Origin of the sequence: Leptospira kmetyi serovar Malaysia str. Bejo-Iso9, assembly GCF_000243735.2 — a bacterium.
GTDB classification, from domain to species: domain Bacteria; phylum Spirochaetota; class Leptospiria; order Leptospirales; family Leptospiraceae; genus Leptospira; species Leptospira kmetyi.
Genome location: NZ_AHMP02000003.1, coordinates 177,703 through 197,812 on the forward strand (window position 1 = coordinate 177,703; position 20,110 = coordinate 197,812).

Here is a 20,110-nt window from a genome sequence, read left to right on the forward strand (position 1 = left end):
TTCAGATATGCAAACCGTGCAGAACCTCAGCGCCGCTCAAACGTCCGTTTCTACTTCCACTTCCTTTCGTAATTCTTTGGAGGAATCGGTTCGCAATCATCCGGTTCTTACCTCCAATCGCTGGCTCGAACAAAAGGAAAGGAGAATGGAAAAACGGGACCTTCTTCTTTGGCTCAGACAAGAATACTTCGTGAGCGTGGACTTCGTGAATTGGTTTTTAAATACGGCCGCCGTTTCCGATTCCGTGGAAGCGAAGATCGTTCTCGTTCAAAATATCTGGGAAGAATTGGGAGAGGGGAAGGCCGAAGATTCTCACGTTCGTATTTTAAGTAAATTTCTTTCGGATATGGGAGAGGTCGTGGAGGACGGACATCGGCTTCCGGAAACGAAGGCGTATCTCGATCTGATGCAAAAAATCACGAGAACGGATTTTTATTCCGCTTTGGGCGCGCTCGGACCCGCCAACGAATACTTGCTAAAATTAGAATATTCCAGAATGTTTAAGTCTTATCGGGAATTAAAAGAGAGAACGATTCTCCCGGAGGGAAAATTCTTCCAAGTCAATTTGGACGCCGACGAATCTCACGCTGAAAAACTCTTTCGTTTGATCGAGGTCGTCGCCGATACGGAGGAGAAACGAAATCGTGTGATGGAAGGAAACCGTCTCGCGTTGGACGCAAGGCTCGTTTTTTACGAAGGTCTAACGGCTTTTCAAGGTCTTTAAAAGATTCATTCCGATCATTCCGAAAATCGGAATCAACGGAAGATAAAGAAGAGGCGCGAGCCATCTGTATCCTTTTAGAGAATGGCTGAGTTTTCGAACCGCAAAAAAACCGGGATATCTTCTTCCGTCCGCGATCATTTGCACGTTTCCTGCCGCGACGTTTTTATCCAAGGTCGGATGGAGTTCTTTCAATTCCTTTTCCGAAAAATCACGAAAGGATCTGAATCGGATCTGCGGATTTAAGTTCAGCGTTTGCAGTTTTGTCGCGAGGTTCGAGCAAAAGGGGCATTCTCCGTCGTATAAAAAAATCAAGGCATGCAAGTGTATTCACCTTTTTGAATGTATTTTTAAGAAGCGTTTGTTCGAAAAGAAGTCGAAGAACTTTTGTCGGAACTACGACGCTCTTTTTGTAAACGTCGGCCCCACCCGGATTTGGGTGGTGGGGTGAGGTGGCGGGCAAAATTCACGATAAAATCCGTATCATGGAAAAAATCTTTCCGCAAGAACAAATCGACTTTGTGGGAACTCCTACAAAGCGGCGCTTGTTCGTTTGAACGTTCGCTTTTTAAATTCAGCGGCTTACTTCCAGGGACATTCGCTTTTTAAACTCAGTGACTCGCTTCCAACGGGGCGCTCGATAAATCCTGAGGAAGGTTTCTTAAAAATTCGCAGATGCCGGGAATATGTTCTTCCTGAACGCCGATCCAAAAATAAATCCAGATTCCTTCCTTTTGCATACCGTCGCAAACCTTCATATACCATTTCGAGATCGTGTTTTCTTTTCTCGCTCTCCAAAATAAAATCGGAAACTTGCGGATCATCTCGTCCCAAATGTCCCTACCGACGCCTTCTCCTCTCGCGATTTCATCCACAGCAAATTTGGAAAGAAAGGTTCCGAACGGAGTGTTCTTAACGAGCGCGCAACCCTTGTATTCGGATTCGAGAATGATTCCCGCGAATTGTTGAGTCCAAAAATTCTCCTTCAGAGATCTTTGAAACGCCTTCTCGATCAAACGGTTTATCTTGTCCGGCGAGACGGAGTTTACGTCTTCGATAAAGTCGATCCGGTTCTTTTTTCTGAGAAGGGTTCCGCTTCCTTTGATCGTGAATAATTCTTTGAGAAGCGCGGAAGCGGAAGTGATCGCGATTCCGAATTCCTTGTTCTTTACATTTTTATAAAGTTCTAAACAAGATTCCAGAAGAACCTCGTCTTCACGATCCGCCTTCACGGAAGAATCCACGTCGTAGATCGAAATTTTATTTCCCGAAGAGTAGATTCCGCCTCTGGAATAAAGATGAACGAGTTTGTTCGTATTCAGAGTGGAACAAAGTTTTGTTAGGAATGAAAAGAGGGCGGGACCTTTTTCTTCCGCCACAAAGACCGGAAGTTTTTTCTCCGCGAGGGCCGAACTCACCGCGCCCGATAAATCCTGGGGATGTCTGAATAATTTTCCGGGAAGAATGGAAGAGGATTCTTCCTTGTTCTGATTTCTGTAAAACAGATTGGTGTAAGAGATCCCGTCCTTGTCTAAAACGACTACGGGATAAAGATCGAGTTTGTGAAGCAATTTCAGATTGTAGAGAAGCGCTTCCGCGGATTCCATTAAGGTTCCGGAATCCGCGTAGATGACCGCGAATTTTTCGGGTTCGATCGAACGGAAGAGTTTTAAAAATTGAAACGAATCCTTGGTGTTCTCTGTGACTTCTAAAAGTTTAAGGAGAATTTCCTGATGTTTCATTCTTTTTCGATTCGATTATTTGCCCAGAGTGTAGGCAACCAATTTTCCTTTGAGCTTGCCGATCGTCAGGGATTGTTCCTTATCTTTTTTCAGTTTTAAAAAACCGAGAAGCGAAGTGTCCCCGCAAACAAGCGCGAGAACGTTCCCCGCAAAGTGGTCCTTGAGTTTTTTTCCCCAGGCGATATAGATTTCCTTGGCTTCTTCCTTGGTGCCCAAACGGACTCCGTACGGAGGATTGGTCACGATAAACCCGCCGGAAATTTTTTTCTCGTTTTCGGAAAGGGTCGCGTCGGATTCGAAAAACTCGATGAGATGGTCCACTCCCGCGTTCCTTGCGTTGAGCCTTGCGAGTCCGAGCGTCTTTTCGTCCAGATCGGACGCGAAGATCTTCGCTTCGGAACGATTCGCATTCTCCTTTAAACTCGGTTCGCCGAAAAGTTTTTTAAACGGAAGGGAAGAATCCAAACTTCTGTAATTCGTATAACCGCCGTATAAAAGTTTGAGAGCCGCTTCGATCACGACGGTTCCCGAACCGCAGAACGGATCGTATAACGGTGATTTGGCGTTCCATCCCGAATAACGGACCAGAGCCGACGCGAGAATTTCCCGCACCGGAGCTTCTCCTCCGATTCTTCCGTGACCTCTTTGTTGCAAAGGTTTCGTGTTCAGACCCAAGGAAAGTTTCGCGTGATCCGAATGAGAACGAAGATACAAAAGAAAATCCGGTTCGTCTCGGGAAACCTGCGGAGGTTCCTTTCCCTTGGAACGAAAACGATCGAAGATCGCGTCCTTCAACTTGTAAGTCGCATAACGTGAATCTTTGAGCGAATCCTTCGTGGTCGAATCGATTCGAAAGGAATGTTCCGGTCCGAAAATTTTTTCGAACGGAAATTGAAGAGCCTGATCGTAAAGATCCTCGGGACTTTCCACTCTCCAATACTTTAAAGAAACGCTGATCCCGGACGCGATTCCCGTGGAAAGAATGAATTCCTTCAACGACTTTGCGGGTCCTTGAAAGAAAACTCCGCCCCTGTTTTCGGCCACGATCTTTAAACCCGCTTCTAAGATTTCCTCTCTTAAGAGACCGGAAAGACCGTCCGGACAAGACGCGTGATACTCGAACGAATCCGGTTTCGAAAAATCCCATTCCGATTTGGAAGGAGTTTCCTTTTTGAAGTTTCGATCGTTGCTACGGAAGTTTCCCTCCGGCTTTTTTACTTTCAACCGAAGGGATTTTTTAGGCGCGGGTTTTTTAAAGTTCGTCACTCGATTTGTTGCGCAAGATAGTTTTCGACGCCGATCTGACGGATGATTTCTTGTTGAGATTCGATCCAGTCGATATGTTCCTCTTCGGACACGAGAATCTTTTCGAAAAGTTCTCTGGTTCCGTTATCGTTGTTCTTAACGGCGATCGCGATTCCTCGGTTGAATCTTTCCACGGCCGCGTATTCCAGTTCGAGATCCACTTTCAAAATTTCTTCTATGTTTTTTCCGACGCTGATCTTCATGTATCTTTGAAGGTCGGGAACTCCGTCCAGATAAAGAATCCGATCGATGATCTCGTCCGCGTGTTTCATCTCGTCGATGGATTCGTGTTTCATAAAGTCCGCGAGTTTTTTAAAACCCCAGTTCTTGTTCATCTTCGCGTGAATAAAATATTGATTGATTGCTGTGAGTTCAGCGGAAAGAACTTCGCCAAGAATCTCAAGTACTTCTTTGTTTCCTTTCATCGTATTCCCCCTTGTATCCATTCAGTATAAAAATCATTCTTAATTTTGCAAGGATAGTTTATAAACTCCGATGAAAAGTCGTATGATGCGCGTTATTTAATTTTTTTTGATTTTCAATCTCACAATTTTCAAAAACATAGACTCTAATGTCTTCATCCGTTTTCATCGTCGATTCCGAACTCAGCCGTTTCGGAAAGACGGATCTTGATTATCATTCTCTTTCTTATCAAACCGCGCGTCGACTTTTGGAAAGAAATTTTGAGTTTGAACCTCAATTTCTTATTTTCGCCGCGATGGCTCCCGAACGTTATACGGGTGAAATTTTTCTTCCCGCAAGAATCAAAGAAAGTTTAGGTTTAAAGAATCTTTTTACGATTCGTACCGAAACCGCTTCTTCTTCCGGAGCGAGCGCGCTTCATACGGCGACTTATCTTTTGAGATCGGGCGCGTTTCAAAGAGGAATCGTGATCGCAACCGAAGTGATGAGCCGTCTCGAACGAGAACAGAACAATCTTCTTTTGGGAAGCGTGTTGTCTCAGCTTCAAAAAGGTTTTGCGATGTCTATGGCGCAGGGCGGGGGAATGATCGCGACGCGTTATCTGCACGAGCACGGATACGATCGAAAGGATCTTTATATTCTTTCCAAAAAGTTGCACGACAACGGATTGAAAAACGAAAAGGCCCATATCCGAAAGAATATTACGGAAGAAGAATATTTTAATTCTCCGTTGTTCACAAGTCCGCTTTGTCTGTACGATATCTCGCCTCTTTCCGACGGAAGTTGTGCGATTCTTTTGAGCTCCGATAAACCGAAGTCTTCGAATGCGCTCGAGGTTCAGGGAATCGGTCATGGGATCGGAAATCTTTCTTCCGCGCCGGGAGCCTTGAGTTTTCCTTCGAGCGTTTCCGCGTTTGCGGGCGCTTACAAAGAAGCGGATTTAAAACCGGAACAGATTCATATCGCGGAACTGCACGACGCGTTCACTCCGTTTGAATTGATCGGAGCCGAGGACGCGGGACTTTTTCCAAGGGGAAAGGCTTTGCGTTATGTTCGGGAAGGCAAAACTCATCCGGACGGACAACTTCCGATCAACGCTTCGGGCGGTTTGAAAACGAGAGGACATCCGGTGGGAGTTTCCGGTCTCGCGCAGATCGCCGAATTACAGACCTGGATGTACAAAGAGGATCGTTTTCAAAACGGTCTCGCTCTTTCGATCGGCGGTTTGGGCGTGAACAATTTTGCTACGATTCTTTCCAAAGTTTAGAACGGAATTTGACAGTGAACGAAAAAATACTTCTGATTCAGACCGCGTTTTTAGGGGATCTGATCCTAACGACTTCCTTCTTTCGGGAAGTCAAAAAGAAATATCCGAACTCGAATCTTACGGTTGTGGTCAACAAAGGAACCGAGTCCGTACTCGAAGCCAATCCTCATATAGACAGGTTGATTCCTTTGGATAAAAAGGAATTCAAAAAATCGCTTTGGAAATTCTTTTCCTTTTTGTGGGGTCTTAGGAAAGAACGTTATACGCTTTGTCTGCTTCCCCATTTTTCGTTTCGTTCCACGCTGATGGGATTTGCGAGCGGCGCCAAGGTGAGAATCGGTTACGAGTCCGCGGGGTTTTCGTTTTTGTTGACCCAAAAAGTTCCGAGACCCATAAAAGGAATGCACGAGGTCGAAAAACTATTCTCGCTCTTATACAGAAAAGAAGAATATTCTAATATACCAAAACGTCCCGAACTTTTTTGGAAGGAAGAATCCGTCTTCCGCGTCCGCGTTCTGATGAAGGAACGCGGTCTCGAAACCGGAAACTTTATTTTGCTCGCGCCGAGTTCCGTTTGGGAAACGAAACGGTTGCCCGCTTTCAAGTTTCGAAGTCTGGGCGAACGTCTCGCAAAGGAAACCGGTAAGAAGGTGGTTCTGATCGGTTCCAAGGCCGACGTGGATCTTTGCGAAGAAGTCGGCGCCGGTTTCGGAATCAATCTTGCGGGTAAGACCAATCTTCCCGAACTTTCGTTTTTGGTTTCCAAGGCGGCGTTGATGGTCAGCAACGATTCTTCCCCGATTCATTTTGCGTCCGCGTTCAACATTCCCACGTTAGCCGTCTTTGGCGCGACCGTTCCGGACTTCGGTTATACTCCTCTTGCGGATGCTTCCTTTATCTCGGAGATCGCGGGACTTTATTGTCGTCCCTGCGGAATCCACGGAGGAAGGGTTTGTCCGGAAGGACATTTTCGTTGTATGATGGAACAGGACATCGACAAAATGTTCGAAACCGCAGTCCAATTAGAAAAAGGAAATTCAAAATGAATCGCAACGTTTATCAGGAAAGAATCTCGGAAGTCCAAAAAAAACTCAAAGAAGGAGAGGTTCTGATCGTTTTTGCGGCCTCTCATTTAATCCGAAACCGGGACGTCGATTATAAATTCCGTCAGGATTCGGACTTCTTTTATTTAACCGGCTTCGACGAGGCGGACGGTATTTTAATATTAAAGAATTCTTATAAAGCGATCTTTGTTCTTCCGAAGGATAAGGAAAAGGAGATCTGGACCGGAATTCGGATCGGAAAGGAAAAGGCCAAGGAACTTTTAAATCTCGACGAAACGTTCGATACGACCGAATGGGAATCCAAACTCGACGAAATTCTCGTCAATCAACACACTCTGTTTCATTTTTTCGGAAGGAATCTCGTTCGAGATACGAAACTCATCGAATGGATTCATTCCCTCAATCAAAGATCCAGAGAAGGTAAGTTCGGTCCGAGAAGAATCGAAAATCCCGATTTTCTGCATTGGATGAGAATGTTCAAATCTCCTTCCGAGATCGCGGCTTTACAGGAATCCGCGAGAATCACGGCGCTCGGTCACGAACGATTGATGAGCGAATCGAAACCCGGAATGTTCGAATACGAACTCGAAGCGATTCTCGAATCCGAATATCTCAAACACGGAGCCTGGGGCGGCGGTTACGGACATATCGTCGCGGGCGGGAAGAACGCTACGATTCTTCATTATACGTCTAACAACTGTCAGTTGAAGGACGGAGAGCTCGTGCTTGTGGACAGCGGAGCGGAAAAAGGATATTATACCGCGGACGTTACGAGAAATTTTCCAGTGGGTAAAAAATTCTCACCCGAACAAAAAGCGGTGTATGAAGTCGTTTTAAAAGCTCAGAAAGAAGCCGTTGCTGGCACGAAAGAAGGCGTAGAATTCGTCGCGATCCACAACCAAGCCGTAAAAACTCTCGTGGAGGGTTTAAAGGATCTCGGTCTTTTGGAAGGTTCCGTCGATTCCATTTTGGAACAAGGAACATTCAAAAAATATTATATGCATAGAACCAGTCATTATCTCGGTATGGACGTTCACGACGTGGGAACGTATTATCAAAACGGTTCCTCCAAAAAACTGGAGAACGGTCAAGTGATCACGATCGAACCCGGTCTTTATTTCGATCCGACCGATCTTGAAATCCCCGAAAAGTTTCGCGGAATCGGAATCCGAATCGAAGACGACGTTCTCGTACAAGGTGCAAGTCCCGTGAATCTGACGTCGATGATTCCCAAAGAAGTGGACGAGATCGAAGCAAGAAAGAATTGATCGAAGTTTTTAAGACGTTCCGCATCTTTTGCGTTTCGATCGTTCTAAAAACGCTTAGAAAAAGATTCCTATTTTATTAAACGACTTGTAAGTTTCCCAAAATTTTCTTTTTTTCCTTGTCGAAACCGGGAGAAACGTTAGTTGTATCGTTTCTTGGGGATTGAAAGAATTGTTCTTCTATTACCTTTCGTTATTATTCGTCTTTTTGATTACAAACCCGATTTTTTCGGAAACGATTCAAACGATTTCCACGTTAGACGAAGTGGTCAGTTTGGATTCGACCCGCGATCATAACTGGGAGATCGCCTTACAAAAGATCGATCCCGTTTCGTTTTCCTACTCGTTTTTAAACGGCAAAAAGAATTCGAACGTTCGTTTCGAGCCTTATAAAGCTCCGGGCGTTTACAAACTTCCGGACGAATCGATCGAAACCGTAACCATCGTAAAAAAATTCATCGCTCCCAAAGAATGGAAAACGACGGCCGTCGCCGTTCGTCTGGGAACTCTGACCGATAAGGACAAAACGTATTTCAACGGAGTTTTGATCGGCGCGACGGGCGATATGAATTCGGTTTATCCGCAAGCCTACGATAAGATTCGAATCTATCCGATTCCGAACGAACTCATCCGAAAGGGAGAGACGAACATTCTCGTCGTCGAAGTAAAAAAGTTTTTCAAACGGGAAGTCGGAATCGAACAGGATCGAACCGCGATCGGGGACGCTTCCTTGATGCAAAGGGAATTTCTCCGCGCCGAATACGTTAAGATTCTTTTACTGATGATCTATCTGACCGTGGGAGGTTATTTTCTTTTTTTATACGTTCGAAGACGCACCGATCGGGAGAATCTTTACTACGGTCTTTTCACCATTCTTCTTGTCGTTTATCAATTTTTGAGAAATCAGATCAAATACGATCTCGGAATCGAATTCATCTATATGAAGAAGTTGGAATATATCATTCTGACGATTTTGGTTCCCATTTTCGCGAATTTCATCCGGGTTTATTTTAAGTATTCGAGAAACTTCCTTTTGAACGTTTTGGACGCGGTTTATGTCTGTTTTACGCTTTTTTACGTCCTTTCCAACAACGTAATCCATTACAATATTCTAAACAAACACGTGGTTCAATACGGTTGGATTCTTTACGTTGGAATCGTTCTGTATTTTCTGATCAGCCGCATGATGACGAAGGATCGGGACGCGCTTCTCATTTTGATCGGAGTGGTCGTGACTACGCTCGCGGCGGTTTTGGACACGCTCGGCGCGCGCAACGTGATCGTTTTTCCGAGAATCGTTGGTTACGCGTTTCTCTTTTTTATCCTAAGCATCGCGACCATTCTCGCCAATAAGTTCGTTCGTTTGAACGAAGAGGTGGAGGAACTCAACGAGGATCTCGAAAAAAAAGTGGAACAGCGTACGGAAGAATTGAAACTTTCGCTGGAGCAGGTCAATCGTCTTAAGATTCAACAGGACGCGGATTATTTTTTGACTTCGCTTCTGATCAATCCTCTTTCCTCCAATAAGAATACGAGCGAAGTCGTTCGAACCGAATTTTATACGAAACAGAAAAAATCCTTCGAGTTTAAGAATAAGACCTACGAGATCGGAGGAGACATTCTGATTTCGGGTAACGTGGAATTGAACGGAAAAAAATACGTCGTTTTCGTCAACGGAGACGCGATGGGAAAATCCATCCAAGGCGCGGGAGGCGCGCTCGTGATGGGAACCGTATTCAACACCATTCTTACCCGATCGGGAATTCCCGCTCAACGAAACAAAAGTCCGGAGAAGTGGTTGGAAGAGGCGTTCCTCGAACTTCAAAAGATCTTCGAATCCTTCGACGGTTCCATGTATATCTCCATCGTTTTGGGTTTGGTGGAGGAGAATTCGGGTCTTCTGTATTATATCAACGCGGAACATCCTTGGACGGTTTTATACAGAGACGGAGTCGCTTCGTATATCGAAGAGGAATTGACTCTGAGAAAGATCGGGATTCCGGATAACGAACTGCATCTCGCGATCAAAAAATTTCAGATGCTTCCCGGAGATACGATTGTGATCGGTTCGGACGGAAGGGACGATCTTTTGATCGGGAACGCGGAGGATAGAATCATCAACGAGGATCAGAATCAATTTCTAAAAAGAGTGGAAGAGGGTTCTGCGGATCTTCGGGCCGTATATGATAAAATCCTAAAGTTCGGCGCGCTCGTGGACGACTTTACGCTTTTGAAGATCACCTATCATCCGGAACGTGCGGACGTTTTCAATCCTCGAAAGAATTCAGATTCCTACGAAGAGATTCTAAAAAAGGGAACTTCTTATCTGCAGAACAATCGGATTCGGGAAGGACTCGAACTTTTGGAACAGGCGCTTGAAATGAATCGAAAGGGAGAACACGTTCTCAAGATTTTAGGAAGATTTTATCTTAAGGAAAAGGATTACGCGAAATCGGTCGGTTACTGGGAAACCTTGACGGGAATCAATCCGGAATCCGCCGATTATCTGTATCATTCGTCTCTTTGTTATAAGATGCTCAAGTTCTATCAAAAGGCCGCCGAGATCGGGGAGCGGGCCTTTGTCCGCGATCCGGATTACGTTCGGAATCTGATCAATCTCGCAGATATATATAAAATTTTGAATATTCAAGATCGTGCGATCGATTTCGTTCGAAAGGCTCTTCTGATCGATCCCGAAAACTCAAAAGCCATCCAGGTAAAAAATTCACTCGAGTCCGGAAACTAAAACTTACTCCTCGTTCTTTCACGTCCGATTAATAAATTTCTGATTGTCCTTAGAACGGACTCGAAATTTATGACAATAGCGAACGTTTCTATTCCATAAAAACACACCGAACGTTTGTAGATAAATATTTTCTCGCAAATACGACTTTCTGCTTAGCATCGTCCGAGCGGAGCTTTCAAGCGAATTTTAAAATCGAGTCCTCGATTTCGTTCAAGGATTCGAAGGATTCTTTTTGAGTCGCGTTTTGTGGGAGATAGATAGAATGTCGGGTTTTCGTTTAAAGGTTATTTTCGCTCTTGTTTTGCTTTTTTGTTTTTTGACTGCAAGAGAAGTCTCTTCGGAGTCCATTCAAAAAATTGAATCCTTTGAAAACGTAACGAGTTTAAACTCCACCGAACTTTACGGTTGGGAAGTCAGCCTCGATCCGCTCGACCCCGTCGCTTTTTCCAAATCTTACTTAAACGGAAACAAAACGCAGAACTTCCGAACCGTAAAACATAAGATCCCCGGAATTTATATCCTGAAAGATTCCGATCCGAACACCAAGACCGCATTTCTCATTAAAAAATTCATCGCTCCCAAATCCTGGTCCGTCGCCGGGCTCGCCGTACGGCTCGGCGCGATTTCGGATAAGGACGAAACGTATCTGAACGGAGTTCTGATCGGAAAGACGGGAAACTTTCAAGAAGTCGACAGGCCCCAAGCCTACGATAAGATTCGAGTGTACTCCATTCCGACCGAGTTGATCGTAAAAGGAGGGGAGAATCTTTTGATCGTAAAGGTTCAGGGATTTTTTCCGAAAAAACTCGGGATCGAACAGGATCGAACCGAGATCGGAAACGCGTTTCTCGTATATAAGGATTTTTACGACGGAGAATATCTGAAGCTCGGTTTTTTGATCGTGTATTCCACGGTCGGATTTTTCTTTTTGTTTCTTTATCTGAGAAAAAGATCCAGTAAGGAGAATTTTTACTACGGTTTGTTCACCGTTCTTCTTGTAATATATCAGTTTTTAAGAAACCAGACCAAATACGATCTCGGAATCGAACTTATATACTTAAAGAAAATTGAATATATTGCGGTCGCATTTTTGATGCCGGTGGCGTATCGGTTCAACCGGTTCTACTTCAAGTTTCCGAAGGCCGCCGTTACGAACGTTCTGGACGTAATCTTTATTTTGATCGGTTGTTTTTATCTGATCTCGAACGACGTAAATCTTTTTAGTCAGGTGAACAAACACGTCGTTCAGATGTTGTATCTCCCCTACGTCGGTTACATGTTGTATTATCTGGTCAAACGTCTTATGGAAAAGGAAAAGGACGCGCTTCTGATTCTGATCGCCGTTTTGATCGTGGTGATCGCGTCCACGATCGACGCGTTGACGACTCGAAACGTCATTCTTTTTCCGAGACTTCTCGTTTATGCGTTTTTCGTTTTTATCCTGAGCGTTGCGACCATTCTCGCCAATCGTTACGTAAGTCTGAATCAGATCGTGGAAGAACTCAACGAGGATCTGGAAAAAAAAGTGATCCAAAGAACTCGGGAACTGAACGACACTCTGACCGAGGTGAAGAATCTAAAGGTTCAACAAGACGCGGATTACTTTCTCACGTCTTTGTTGATCAATCCTCTTTCAACGAACCACAACCGAAGTTCGGTGATCAAAACCGAGTTTTACACAAAACAGAAAAAGTCTTTCGAGTTTAAGAATCGAACCTACGAGATCGGGGGCGATATCAATATTTCCGGAAACGTCAAACTCGGAGAAACGCGTTATGCGGCCTTTGTCAACGGGGACGCGATGGGGAAATCCATCCAAGGCGCGGGAGGCGCGCTCGTAATGGGAACGGTTTTCAATTCCATTCTTGCGCGAACGATCAACACCGAATTGAATCTTTTAACACCCGAGTTATGGTTGAAACGAGCCTTCCAGGAATTACAAAGTATCTTCGAATCCTTTGACGGTTCCATGTATATCTCGGCGATTCTCGGTCTTGTGGAAGAGGAAAGCGGAAGACTTCTTTTTATCAACGCGGAACATCCGAACGCGGTTTTATATCGGGATAAAAAGGCGAGTTTTATAGAGGACGAGTTGGATCTGAGGAAGCTCGGAATTCCCGGCAACGAAACACTGTTTTCCGTCAAAGAATTTCAGATGGAGAACGGAGACGTTTTGATTCTCGGTTCGGACGGAAGAGACGATATTCTTTTGGGAATGGACGGAGATTCGCGGATTTTAAACGAGGACGAAACCGCTTTTTTAAAAAGAGTGGAAGAGGCCGACGCGGATTTGAATGAGATTCACGTTCGTATTTCCGAACACGGAGAATTGACGGACGATTTTACTTTATTAAAGATTTCGTATATTCCGGTTTTGGAAAACGGGAATTCGTATGGAGAGGATTATTTTCGTAAGGAATTGAAATCCGCAAAGGAATTTCTAAGAACGAACGAATATTCGAAGGCGATCGCCGTTTTGGAAAACGCGCAAAAGCTTAGAATTGCGGACGAGGAATCCTTATGGCTTCTCGGAAAAAGTTACCTGAAGGAAAAACAATTCGTGCGCGCGGAGAATTGTTTCAAACGTCTTCTGTTTATCAAACCGGAACAATCCGAATATCTGTATTATCTTTCGTATTGCGCCAAGGTCAACAAGAACTACGCCGAAGCGGTTGCGATCGGAGAAAAGCTGTTTTCCATGGAACCGGATCATATCCGAAACCTGGTGAATCTCGCGGATTTGTATCGTATGTTGAAGGACTTTAAATTGGCTGAGGAACTGGTCGGTCGCGCGCTCGACATCACGCCCGAATACGAACACGCACTTGCGGTAAAACGGGCGATCGGAAATACGAGCGCGGGAATCGCTTAGACCTTAGGTTTTAAAACACGAACCTTAAGTTGGATTAACCTAAGTCGGATTAATTTTCTTCGAGATAAATCCGGATCGCTTCCTTCAAAACGCTGAGTCCGATCGAAAGAGAATCCTCGTCTATATCGAACTTGGAACTGTGATGAGGATGGACAAAACCTTTCGCTTCGTTCATGGAACCCACGAAAAAATAACAACCGGGAACCTTCATCAAAAACGCGGAAAAATCCTCTCCGCCCATGGACTTCGTGTTCTCTTCGGTTACGCTTCCCGGGCCTAAAATGTTAAGCGAAGCTTTGCGGACCACGTTCGCCATATGAGAATCGTTGATCGTGGGTTGGTTCGTTCTTTCGTAATGAATTTCGACTTTGGCTCCGAGAGCGGACGCGATTCCGTTCACCACTCTTTCCAATTTACCGGGAACTTCTTCGAACATTTTTTTGGAATACGTTCTTACGGTTCCTTTGAGTTCCGCGGTCTCGGGGATCACGTTAAACGCGTTTCCCGCGTGAAAACTTCCCACGGTAACGACGCAGGAATCGAGAGGATCGGTGTTTCTGGAAACGATGGTTTGTAACGCGTTTACGATCTGCGCGCCGACCACGATCGGATCCACCGTGTGTTGCGGCATGGCGCCGTGGCCGCTGATTCCGGAAATTTTGATCGTGAACTCGTCGACCGCGGCCATCATCGGACCGTCCACGACTCCGACCTTGCCGACCGGGATATGATTCCAGACGTGAAGAGCGAGGGCCGCGTCTACTTTATACTTTTCTAATATTCCTTCCTCGATCATTTTGTCCGCGCCTTGTCCGCCTTCTTCCGCGGGTTGAAACACGAGCAAAACCTTTCCCTTGGGAAGAATGGATTTGATATCCTCTTTGATTTCCGTAGCGAGTCCCATCAGAATGGAAGTATGCGCGTCGTGACCGCAAGCGTGCATAACGCCGTCGTGAACGGATTTATAATCCTTATGAGATTCCTCGAAGATGGGAAGCGCGTCCATGTCCGCGCGGACGAGAAGCGTTTTTCCCGGTTTGCCGGAATCGATCCATGCGACAACGCCGGTTTGCGCGATCTTATCCTGAAAGGAAAGTCCGAGTCGTTTTAAGTGATCGATCACGAACCCCGAGGTTTGATTTTCCTCGTAACGAAGTTCGGGATGTTTGTGGATCTGTCTTCTGTAACGGATGAGTTCTTCGGTTCGGCCCGGGTTCACTGTGAGTTTCATACTACTTGGACCATTCTACCCTTGGGAACGGTTTTCGGAAAGAATTTTAGAAACTCAAATGACCCTGGAATATTCGGACAATTCGCGTTTCCACACCTGGGTTCCGCAGTAATGATCCCCTTCGGGACAATACGGTTTGACCTCTCCCTGAAGACGAACCCAACACGGAGCCTTGATCCATTTCGCGATCTGAGGATGAACCTTCATCACGTCCGTAAGTTCGTCTACGGAGGCTTGGAAAATTTCTTCCTGAGCGTTGTAACAGGTTCTGGATCTCCACTTATGATGAAGATTGAGAAGATCTCCGCTTTCGTAAAAACGGATCGGAAACGCGTTCGGCAAAAGATAGGTTCCGTATTCGGGAGAACCGCCCGCGTCGAGAAAACGATTCAACTTTTCGAAAATCTGATTCAATGCGGAGTCGTATTTCTCTTTGAGTTCGGGATATTTTTGAACCACAAGAGGAGTGATGTAATCCGGTTTTCCCGCGTATTGCGACATGAGAACCGGTCTTCCGCCGGGCACCATTCTATGACGCTGATCCTGGCTGTCCGCGGTGTGCGAAATTCTTTTTTGAAAAGAATATTGAACGTTAAAAAGCGCTCTTGTGATCGGGCTCATCGAACTTTCGTTCAACGTGGAAGTAAGATGTCGATTCTTAGCCGGATTCAAAACGAGATCGATCGCGTCCTGATCGTTCAAAGACGATTTAGGAATTCCTAATATGGATCGAACCGATTGTGCGAGAATTTCCGGGCCGTTCGAAGAATGAGAAACGAGTTTGGAATATCTTCCTCCGAGTTCGTCGTCGAATTCTTTTACGAAAGCGGACGCTACTTCGGGATGATATTCGCGTTTGCCCGAACCGAACATGGAATCGAAGTATTTATATTCCGTGGTTTCTTCGAGAGGAATCGGATCGTCCATCTCGTCGGCATAAAGAGGATCGATCGAACGAACCTGATCGACCATCTCCGTAACGACCGCTCTTTGTTCTTCGGGAACGTCGTAGGAGTTCATCAGTCTGTAATAACGATGAAGGGTCAGACCGTTGATGGAATGATAGAGATACGTATACGTTCCGAGCGGTAGCAGATAACGTGCCACTTCTAGACATTTCTTTTTGATCGGCGCCTGCCACTTATCGGGATAATTCGCGCGGGCCTTGTATATGTTGAAGTATTCTTCTTGGATGTAAGGATGTAAGGTTTCCGTGTAAGTAAAATACGCCTGACTTGCGAAGTCCACTGCGTCGAGATACAGTTCCAACAGCTTTCCGCTGAGTTCCGACGGAACGTAGTAATTCTCCTTTTTGACTTCCACATATCTTTGGGAAACCTGTTCGGAGTTGTAAAACGGGTGAGAATGTAAAAAGGACCAAACGAATTGTCTCGAGACCTTGTCGAGGGTAAAGATGAATTGCGGATGTTGACGCGTCGTAAGATGTCCGGCCTTTTTGGTGGACTTGGCTACGCGATCCCGGATCTCGATCGACTTTTCCGACGCGGTCATGTCGGAAGGAAGTAGGATTCCCTTGGATGAATAGCAGGTTCTGGCCGTCGCGATAGCGAGATTGAACGGATCCTTGCTATGATCCAGAAGTGAAACGATCGGTTTTTGGGCTAACATCGGGGTCTCCGGGCGGGACGGACTATGTCCCGTGTAGAACTATCCTGAGGGGTGAAAGTTCGGAGAAAACTCTTTTTTTGGATATCGAGCGACCTGACGAACTTCCTAGGAAGTGAGTCGCTGATTTTAAGAAGCGAAATAATCGGGAGAACTGCTAATCGAAGGATCTTTTTTAACCCGGACTTCGCTCTATCTCCCGTAAATTTCCTTTCTGTGGCCGATCGGTCTTGGATTTTGGGTGAGATTTTGAATGATCTGGATCCGAGAGTCGGCGATGTTTCGAAGAACGTTGTCCGGTTGCGTTTCATCTCTTCGCGCGTTTTCGATTTCGATTCCGAATGCGCGCTTGGATGGAAAAAACTATTTTTCGTTTTCGGAATCTATTTCTTTTTAACCTTCTTGGATTTTGGTCCGCCTTTCTTTTTCGGATCCTTCTTCTTTTCAACGTCCCAAGAATCTTCTTCCGTGACGATTTCTCTCGGTTCGACTTGCGAGTGAGAATGGTCCGCGTGAGCGTCCAACCATTCGCTGTTGTCGTGCGAGAAATTTTGTCCGTGATTTCCGAAGGCTCGTTTTTCCAAAAGTTTCCGTTTGGCCGATTTTCTTTTTTCCTGACTTTCGTAAAGGTTCAAAAGATATTCCATTACGATCGGAAGGAGAACCCGCGAGAATACGGTCGCGACGATGACCCCGAAAATAACCACGGTCGCAAGAGGTCTTTGCACTTCCGCGCCCGCCATCGTGGAAATCGCCATCGGAATAAACCCGACCGCCGCGATGATCTCGGTCGTCATTACAGGACGAAGGGAATGGATTCCCGCGAGATAAACCGCGTCGCTGATCGAAGCTCCCTTTTCCAATTCTTCCCTGAGAGTGGAAGCGTAAACGACTCCGTTCAAAACGGCGATCCCGCTTACCGCGATAAAACCCACTCCCGCCGGAATACTAAACGGAAGACCGCGTAACACAAGACCGATGATTCCTCCCGAAACCGCAAGAGGAACGACGATAAAGACGCCTAACGCGTAGTAGATGCTTCCGAACGCGGCCATAAGCATAAAGAAGATGATCGCGAGCGCGATCGGAACGACCAACGTGAGTCGCTCTTTGGCTCGTGTGAAGTTCTCGAACTGACCGCCCCAATCGGTCCTATAACCGGGGGGAAGATTCTTTTCGATTTCCGCGGTCGCTTTTTGCGCTTCGTTTACGAAACCGACGAGGTCTCTTCCTCGAATGTTGGTTTCCACCATGATTCTTCTTTTGAGAGATTCTCTATAAATCGCGGCGGGACCTTCTACGAGTTTGATCTCCGCGACCTGAGCGAGAGGCACCGTGGAACCCGAAGAAGTAAAGACCGGAATATTCTCCACTTGTTCCAAATCGGTCGCGTCGATTTTCAAACGGACCACAAGATCGAATCGTTTAAAACCTTCGAACACCTTTCCGGTGTTTCTTCCGAGACGAAGCGCTTCCACCGTCGCGAGAATTTCCTCGGCTTGCACTCCGTAACGAGCCATGTTTTCCCGATCGACTTTGATTTCCACAAGAGGAAGACCGAGAACTCTTTGCACGCGCAAGTCCGCGACGCCGGGAACGGTTTTCAATTTGCCCGCGAACTGAGCGGCGATGTCCTTGAGTTTTACGAGATCGTCCCCGTAGATTTTGATGACCACATCGGCTTTGGATCCGGAAAGAAGAGCGTTGACCCGGTTCTCGATCGGCTGAGACAAACTGATCGTACTCGAAGGAATGAACTTGAGAATTTCGTCCTTCATCTTGTTCATCAGTTCGTCCCGATCGTCCGCGCTCGTCCATTCCTTGCGGGGTTTGAGCTTGACCATCGCTTCGCCTTCGTCCGTTCCCACGGGTTCCGCGGCGGATTCTCCCCGGCCCATTCTAGAAACGACGCTGATCACTTCGGGAAATTTTTTTAAGACCGCTTCCATATCGGAGTTCGTATCTCTGGAATAGTTGATCGAAGTGGAAGGAAGACGTTTGATATCGACCGCGATTTCTCCCTCGTCGATTCTCGGTAAGAATTCGGAACCCAACGTGGTTCCGATTAACAACGCGAAGACGACGATTCCGATTCCCGCGTAACAGAATTCCTTTTTGCGGGACATACCGAAATCCAAAAGCAGTTTGTATTTTTCCGTGATGATGTCCCAGTATTTGCTGTGATGAAAAACCGGATCCTTAAAGATGATGCTTGCCGCGGCGGGAAAGGTGGTGAGGGAGAATAGAAGCGCGGCCGCAAGCGCGAGCGCGACGGTGATCGCCATCGGCTTGAACATTCTTCCTTCCACGCCTTCCAAACTCATCAGTGGGAGATACACGAGAAGAATGATCGCAACCGAAAACGTAGCGGCTCGACCGACTCGAACGCATGCGTCCGTGATGATCTCTTCCGCGGCGAGTTCTCTGTCTTCGAGTTTTGTCTGCATCTCGTAGAAGGAACGTTTCAAAATAAAACCGTGAAGAATCGATTCGAGCATCACGATCGTTCCGTCGACTAACAACCCGAAGTCGAGCGCTCCGAGGGACATCAGATTTCCCACGATCCCGAACGCGTTCATAAAAATCGTAGCGACGAGCATAGGAATCGGAATCGCCAAAGCGACGAGTAACGCGCCCTTTACCGTACCGAGCGCGAGAATCAAAACGATGACCACGAGCACGGCGGCTTCCGCCAAATTGGTGAAGATGGTGCTTAACGTTCTTCCGATAAACTCGGAACGATCGTAGAAGGTTTCGATCTTCATACCGGGCGGAAGCCTTTCCCGAATTTCTTCGATTCTTACCTTAACCCGTTTTACGACCTCGAGGGAGTTCTGACCCATGAGCATCATGGCCGTGGCTCCGACCACTTCTCCCTTGGAATCCTTTGTGACGAGACCGAAACGAAGAGCCGGACCGATTTCTACTTCGGCGATCTGACCTAGCAAAAGAGGAATTCCATCCCCTGCGGTTGTGACCGCGGTGTTCTTCAGATCTTCGATGGATGTATACTGACTTTCTCCTCGGATGACGATCTGTTCCGAGTTTTTGGAGATATAACCGCCGCCCGTGTTTTGGTTCGCCGATTCGAGTTTATCATAAATTTGTGATAGAGTTAGGTTGTGAACCGCGAGTCTTCTCGGATCGATCTTTACCTGATACTGACGCACCTGACCGCCGATGATGTTTACGTCGATGATTCCTTCCACGGACTTCACGTCTCTCGAAAGTTCCCAGTCCATATACGTTCTGAGTTCCTCCGGAGAATGTCTGTCAGACGTTAATACGAACTCGTAGATATCCCCGAGACCGGTCGCGATCGGAGAAAGTTCCGGTCTTCCGTAACCGGGAGGAATGATCGCTTCGGCTTGTTTGATTCTTTCGTTCACGAGTTGTCTCGCGAAGTAGATATCGGTTCCGTCCTTAAAGATCACCGTCACCGAACTCACACCCGTTCTCGAGATCGAACGGATTTCGGTGATGTTCGGAAGCCCGGTGAATTCCATCTCGATCGGATACGTGATGAACTGTTCCACTTCGAGAGGAGAAAGCCCGGGAGAAGTCGTGACCGCGGAAACCTGAACGTTGGTCACGTCGGGGATCGCGTCGATGGAAAGAAAGAATGCGTTGTAGATCCCTACGAGCGTAACCATGAAGGTCAACACCAACACGAGGGCTCTGTTTTTTATGGAAGTGCGGATCAGTTTATCTATCATGTTTGCGAACGGAATTCAAAAATCTGTCGATATGGACAGGAAAGCCGTTTTAGGTCCGGGATGAAAGGTTTTTTTGGGAAGAATCTTGAACGAAGGAAAGAGAAGATTTTTTTATAATTTCGAAACTTTGTT

At 46.3% G+C, this 20,110-nt stretch carries 12 protein-coding genes and 1 pseudogene; 6 read left to right on the top strand and 7 right to left on the bottom strand.

Features of this window, described 5'->3' with window-relative positions; translation table 11 throughout:
• The first annotated feature begins 7 nt into the window (after positions 1-7).
• Positions 8-724 carry an iron-containing redox enzyme family protein gene (locus LEP1GSC052_RS03275; protein ID WP_010574406.1) on the top strand — a complete coding sequence of 239 codons (717 nt, stop codon included), beginning with the start codon at positions 8-10 and terminating at the stop codon, positions 722-724.
• Here the strand turns inward: LEP1GSC052_RS03275 and LEP1GSC052_RS03280 are convergent.
• From LEP1GSC052_RS03280 to bfr, 4 genes are all read right to left on the bottom strand, one after another.
• Positions 701-1,045 (bottom strand): DCC1-like thiol-disulfide oxidoreductase family protein, encoded by a 345-nt coding sequence (locus LEP1GSC052_RS03280; protein ID WP_010574407.1) that lies wholly within the window; start codon positions 1,043-1,045, stop codon positions 701-703. The genes LEP1GSC052_RS03275 and LEP1GSC052_RS03280 overlap by 24 nt on opposite strands.
• A 287-nt stretch (positions 1,046-1,332) precedes the next feature.
• A complete protein-coding gene (locus LEP1GSC052_RS03285) occupies positions 1,333-2,463 on the bottom strand; it encodes an acetylglutamate kinase (RefSeq protein WP_010574408.1) in 1,131 nt (376 codons plus the stop codon).
• Between the two features lie 15 nt (positions 2,464-2,478).
• The gene (locus LEP1GSC052_RS03290; protein WP_010574409.1) at positions 2,479-3,729 is read right to left on the bottom strand and encodes a THUMP domain-containing class I SAM-dependent RNA methyltransferase; all 1,251 of its coding nucleotides are present in this window, start codon (positions 3,727-3,729) and stop codon (positions 2,479-2,481) included.
• Positions 3,726-4,193, bottom strand: coding sequence for a bacterioferritin (gene bfr, locus LEP1GSC052_RS03295; RefSeq protein ID WP_010574410.1), 468 nt, complete (start codon positions 4,191-4,193; stop codon positions 3,726-3,728). Before bfr ends, LEP1GSC052_RS03290 begins: the two co-directional genes overlap by 4 nt.
• Before the next feature lie 146 nt (positions 4,194-4,339).
• Here bfr and LEP1GSC052_RS03300 point away from each other — a divergent pair, with 146 nt between their 5' ends.
• The 5 genes and pseudogenes from LEP1GSC052_RS03300 to LEP1GSC052_RS03320 all read left to right on the top strand — a co-directional run bounded on the left by LEP1GSC052_RS03300 (position 4,340) and on the right by LEP1GSC052_RS03320 (position 13,405).
• Positions 4,340-5,458, top strand: coding sequence for a thiolase family protein (locus LEP1GSC052_RS03300; RefSeq protein WP_010574411.1), 1,119 nt, complete (start codon positions 4,340-4,342; stop codon positions 5,456-5,458).
• A 14-nt stretch (positions 5,459-5,472) separates the two neighbouring features.
• Positions 5,473-6,504, top strand: coding sequence for a glycosyltransferase family 9 protein (locus LEP1GSC052_RS03305; protein WP_010574412.1), 1,032 nt, complete (start codon positions 5,473-5,475; stop codon positions 6,502-6,504).
• A complete protein-coding gene (locus tag LEP1GSC052_RS03310; RefSeq protein ID WP_010574413.1) occupies positions 6,501-7,790 on the top strand; it encodes an aminopeptidase P N-terminal domain-containing protein in 1,290 nt (429 codons plus the stop codon). Before LEP1GSC052_RS03305 ends, LEP1GSC052_RS03310 begins: the two co-directional genes overlap by 4 nt.
• A gap of 193 nt (positions 7,791-7,983) precedes the next feature.
• Positions 7,984-10,041, top strand: a pseudogene (locus tag LEP1GSC052_RS03315) (SpoIIE family protein phosphatase); the annotation flags it as partial.
• 754 nt (positions 10,042-10,795) lie between these two features.
• A complete protein-coding gene (locus LEP1GSC052_RS03320; protein ID WP_010574415.1) occupies positions 10,796-13,405 on the top strand; it encodes a SpoIIE family protein phosphatase in 2,610 nt (869 codons plus the stop codon).
• Positions 13,406-13,454: 49 nt separating this feature from the next.
• Here LEP1GSC052_RS03320 and LEP1GSC052_RS03325 read toward each other — a convergent pair whose 3' ends face one another.
• From LEP1GSC052_RS03325 to LEP1GSC052_RS03335, 3 genes are all read right to left on the bottom strand, one after another.
• A complete protein-coding gene (locus LEP1GSC052_RS03325; RefSeq protein WP_010574416.1) occupies positions 13,455-14,636 on the bottom strand; it encodes a M20 metallopeptidase family protein in 1,182 nt (393 codons plus the stop codon).
• A gap of 54 nt (positions 14,637-14,690) precedes the next feature.
• The gene (locus LEP1GSC052_RS03330; RefSeq protein WP_010574417.1) at positions 14,691-16,265 is read right to left on the bottom strand and encodes an FAD-dependent thymidylate synthase; all 1,575 of its coding nucleotides are present in this window, start codon (positions 16,263-16,265) and stop codon (positions 14,691-14,693) included.
• A 380-nt stretch (positions 16,266-16,645) separates the two neighbouring features.
• The gene (locus LEP1GSC052_RS03335) at positions 16,646-19,978 is read right to left on the bottom strand and encodes an efflux RND transporter permease subunit (protein WP_010574418.1); all 3,333 of its coding nucleotides are present in this window, start codon (positions 19,976-19,978) and stop codon (positions 16,646-16,648) included.
• Positions 19,979-20,110: the final 132 nt, after the last annotated feature.

What these genes read in the sequence shown, in the direction of transcription:
- LEP1GSC052_RS03320 (WP_010574415.1), top strand. Translation starts at nt 10,796, where the DNA reads ATGTCGGGTTTTCGTTTAAAGGTTATTTTCGCTCTTGTTTTGCTTTTT.
- LEP1GSC052_RS03330 (WP_010574417.1), bottom strand. Translation starts at nt 16,265, where the DNA reads ATGTTAGCCCAAAAACCGATCGTTTCACTTCTGGATCATAGCAAGGAT.
- LEP1GSC052_RS03325 (WP_010574416.1), bottom strand. Translation starts at nt 14,636, where the DNA reads ATGAAACTCACAGTGAACCCGGGCCGAACCGAAGAACTCATCCGTTAC.
- LEP1GSC052_RS03285 (WP_010574408.1), bottom strand. Translation starts at nt 2,463, where the DNA reads ATGAAACATCAGGAAATTCTCCTTAAACTTTTAGAAGTCACAGAGAAC.
- bfr (WP_010574410.1), bottom strand. Translation starts at nt 4,193, where the DNA reads ATGAAAGGAAACAAAGAAGTACTTGAGATTCTTGGCGAAGTTCTTTCC.
- LEP1GSC052_RS03300 (WP_010574411.1), top strand. Translation starts at nt 4,340, where the DNA reads ATGTCTTCATCCGTTTTCATCGTCGATTCCGAACTCAGCCGTTTCGGA.
- LEP1GSC052_RS03310 (WP_010574413.1), top strand. Translation starts at nt 6,501, where the DNA reads ATGAATCGCAACGTTTATCAGGAAAGAATCTCGGAAGTCCAAAAAAAA.
- LEP1GSC052_RS03335 (WP_010574418.1), bottom strand. Translation starts at nt 19,978, where the DNA reads ATGATAGATAAACTGATCCGCACTTCCATAAAAAACAGAGCCCTCGTG.
- LEP1GSC052_RS03275 (WP_010574406.1), top strand. Translation starts at nt 8, where the DNA reads ATGCAAACCGTGCAGAACCTCAGCGCCGCTCAAACGTCCGTTTCTACT.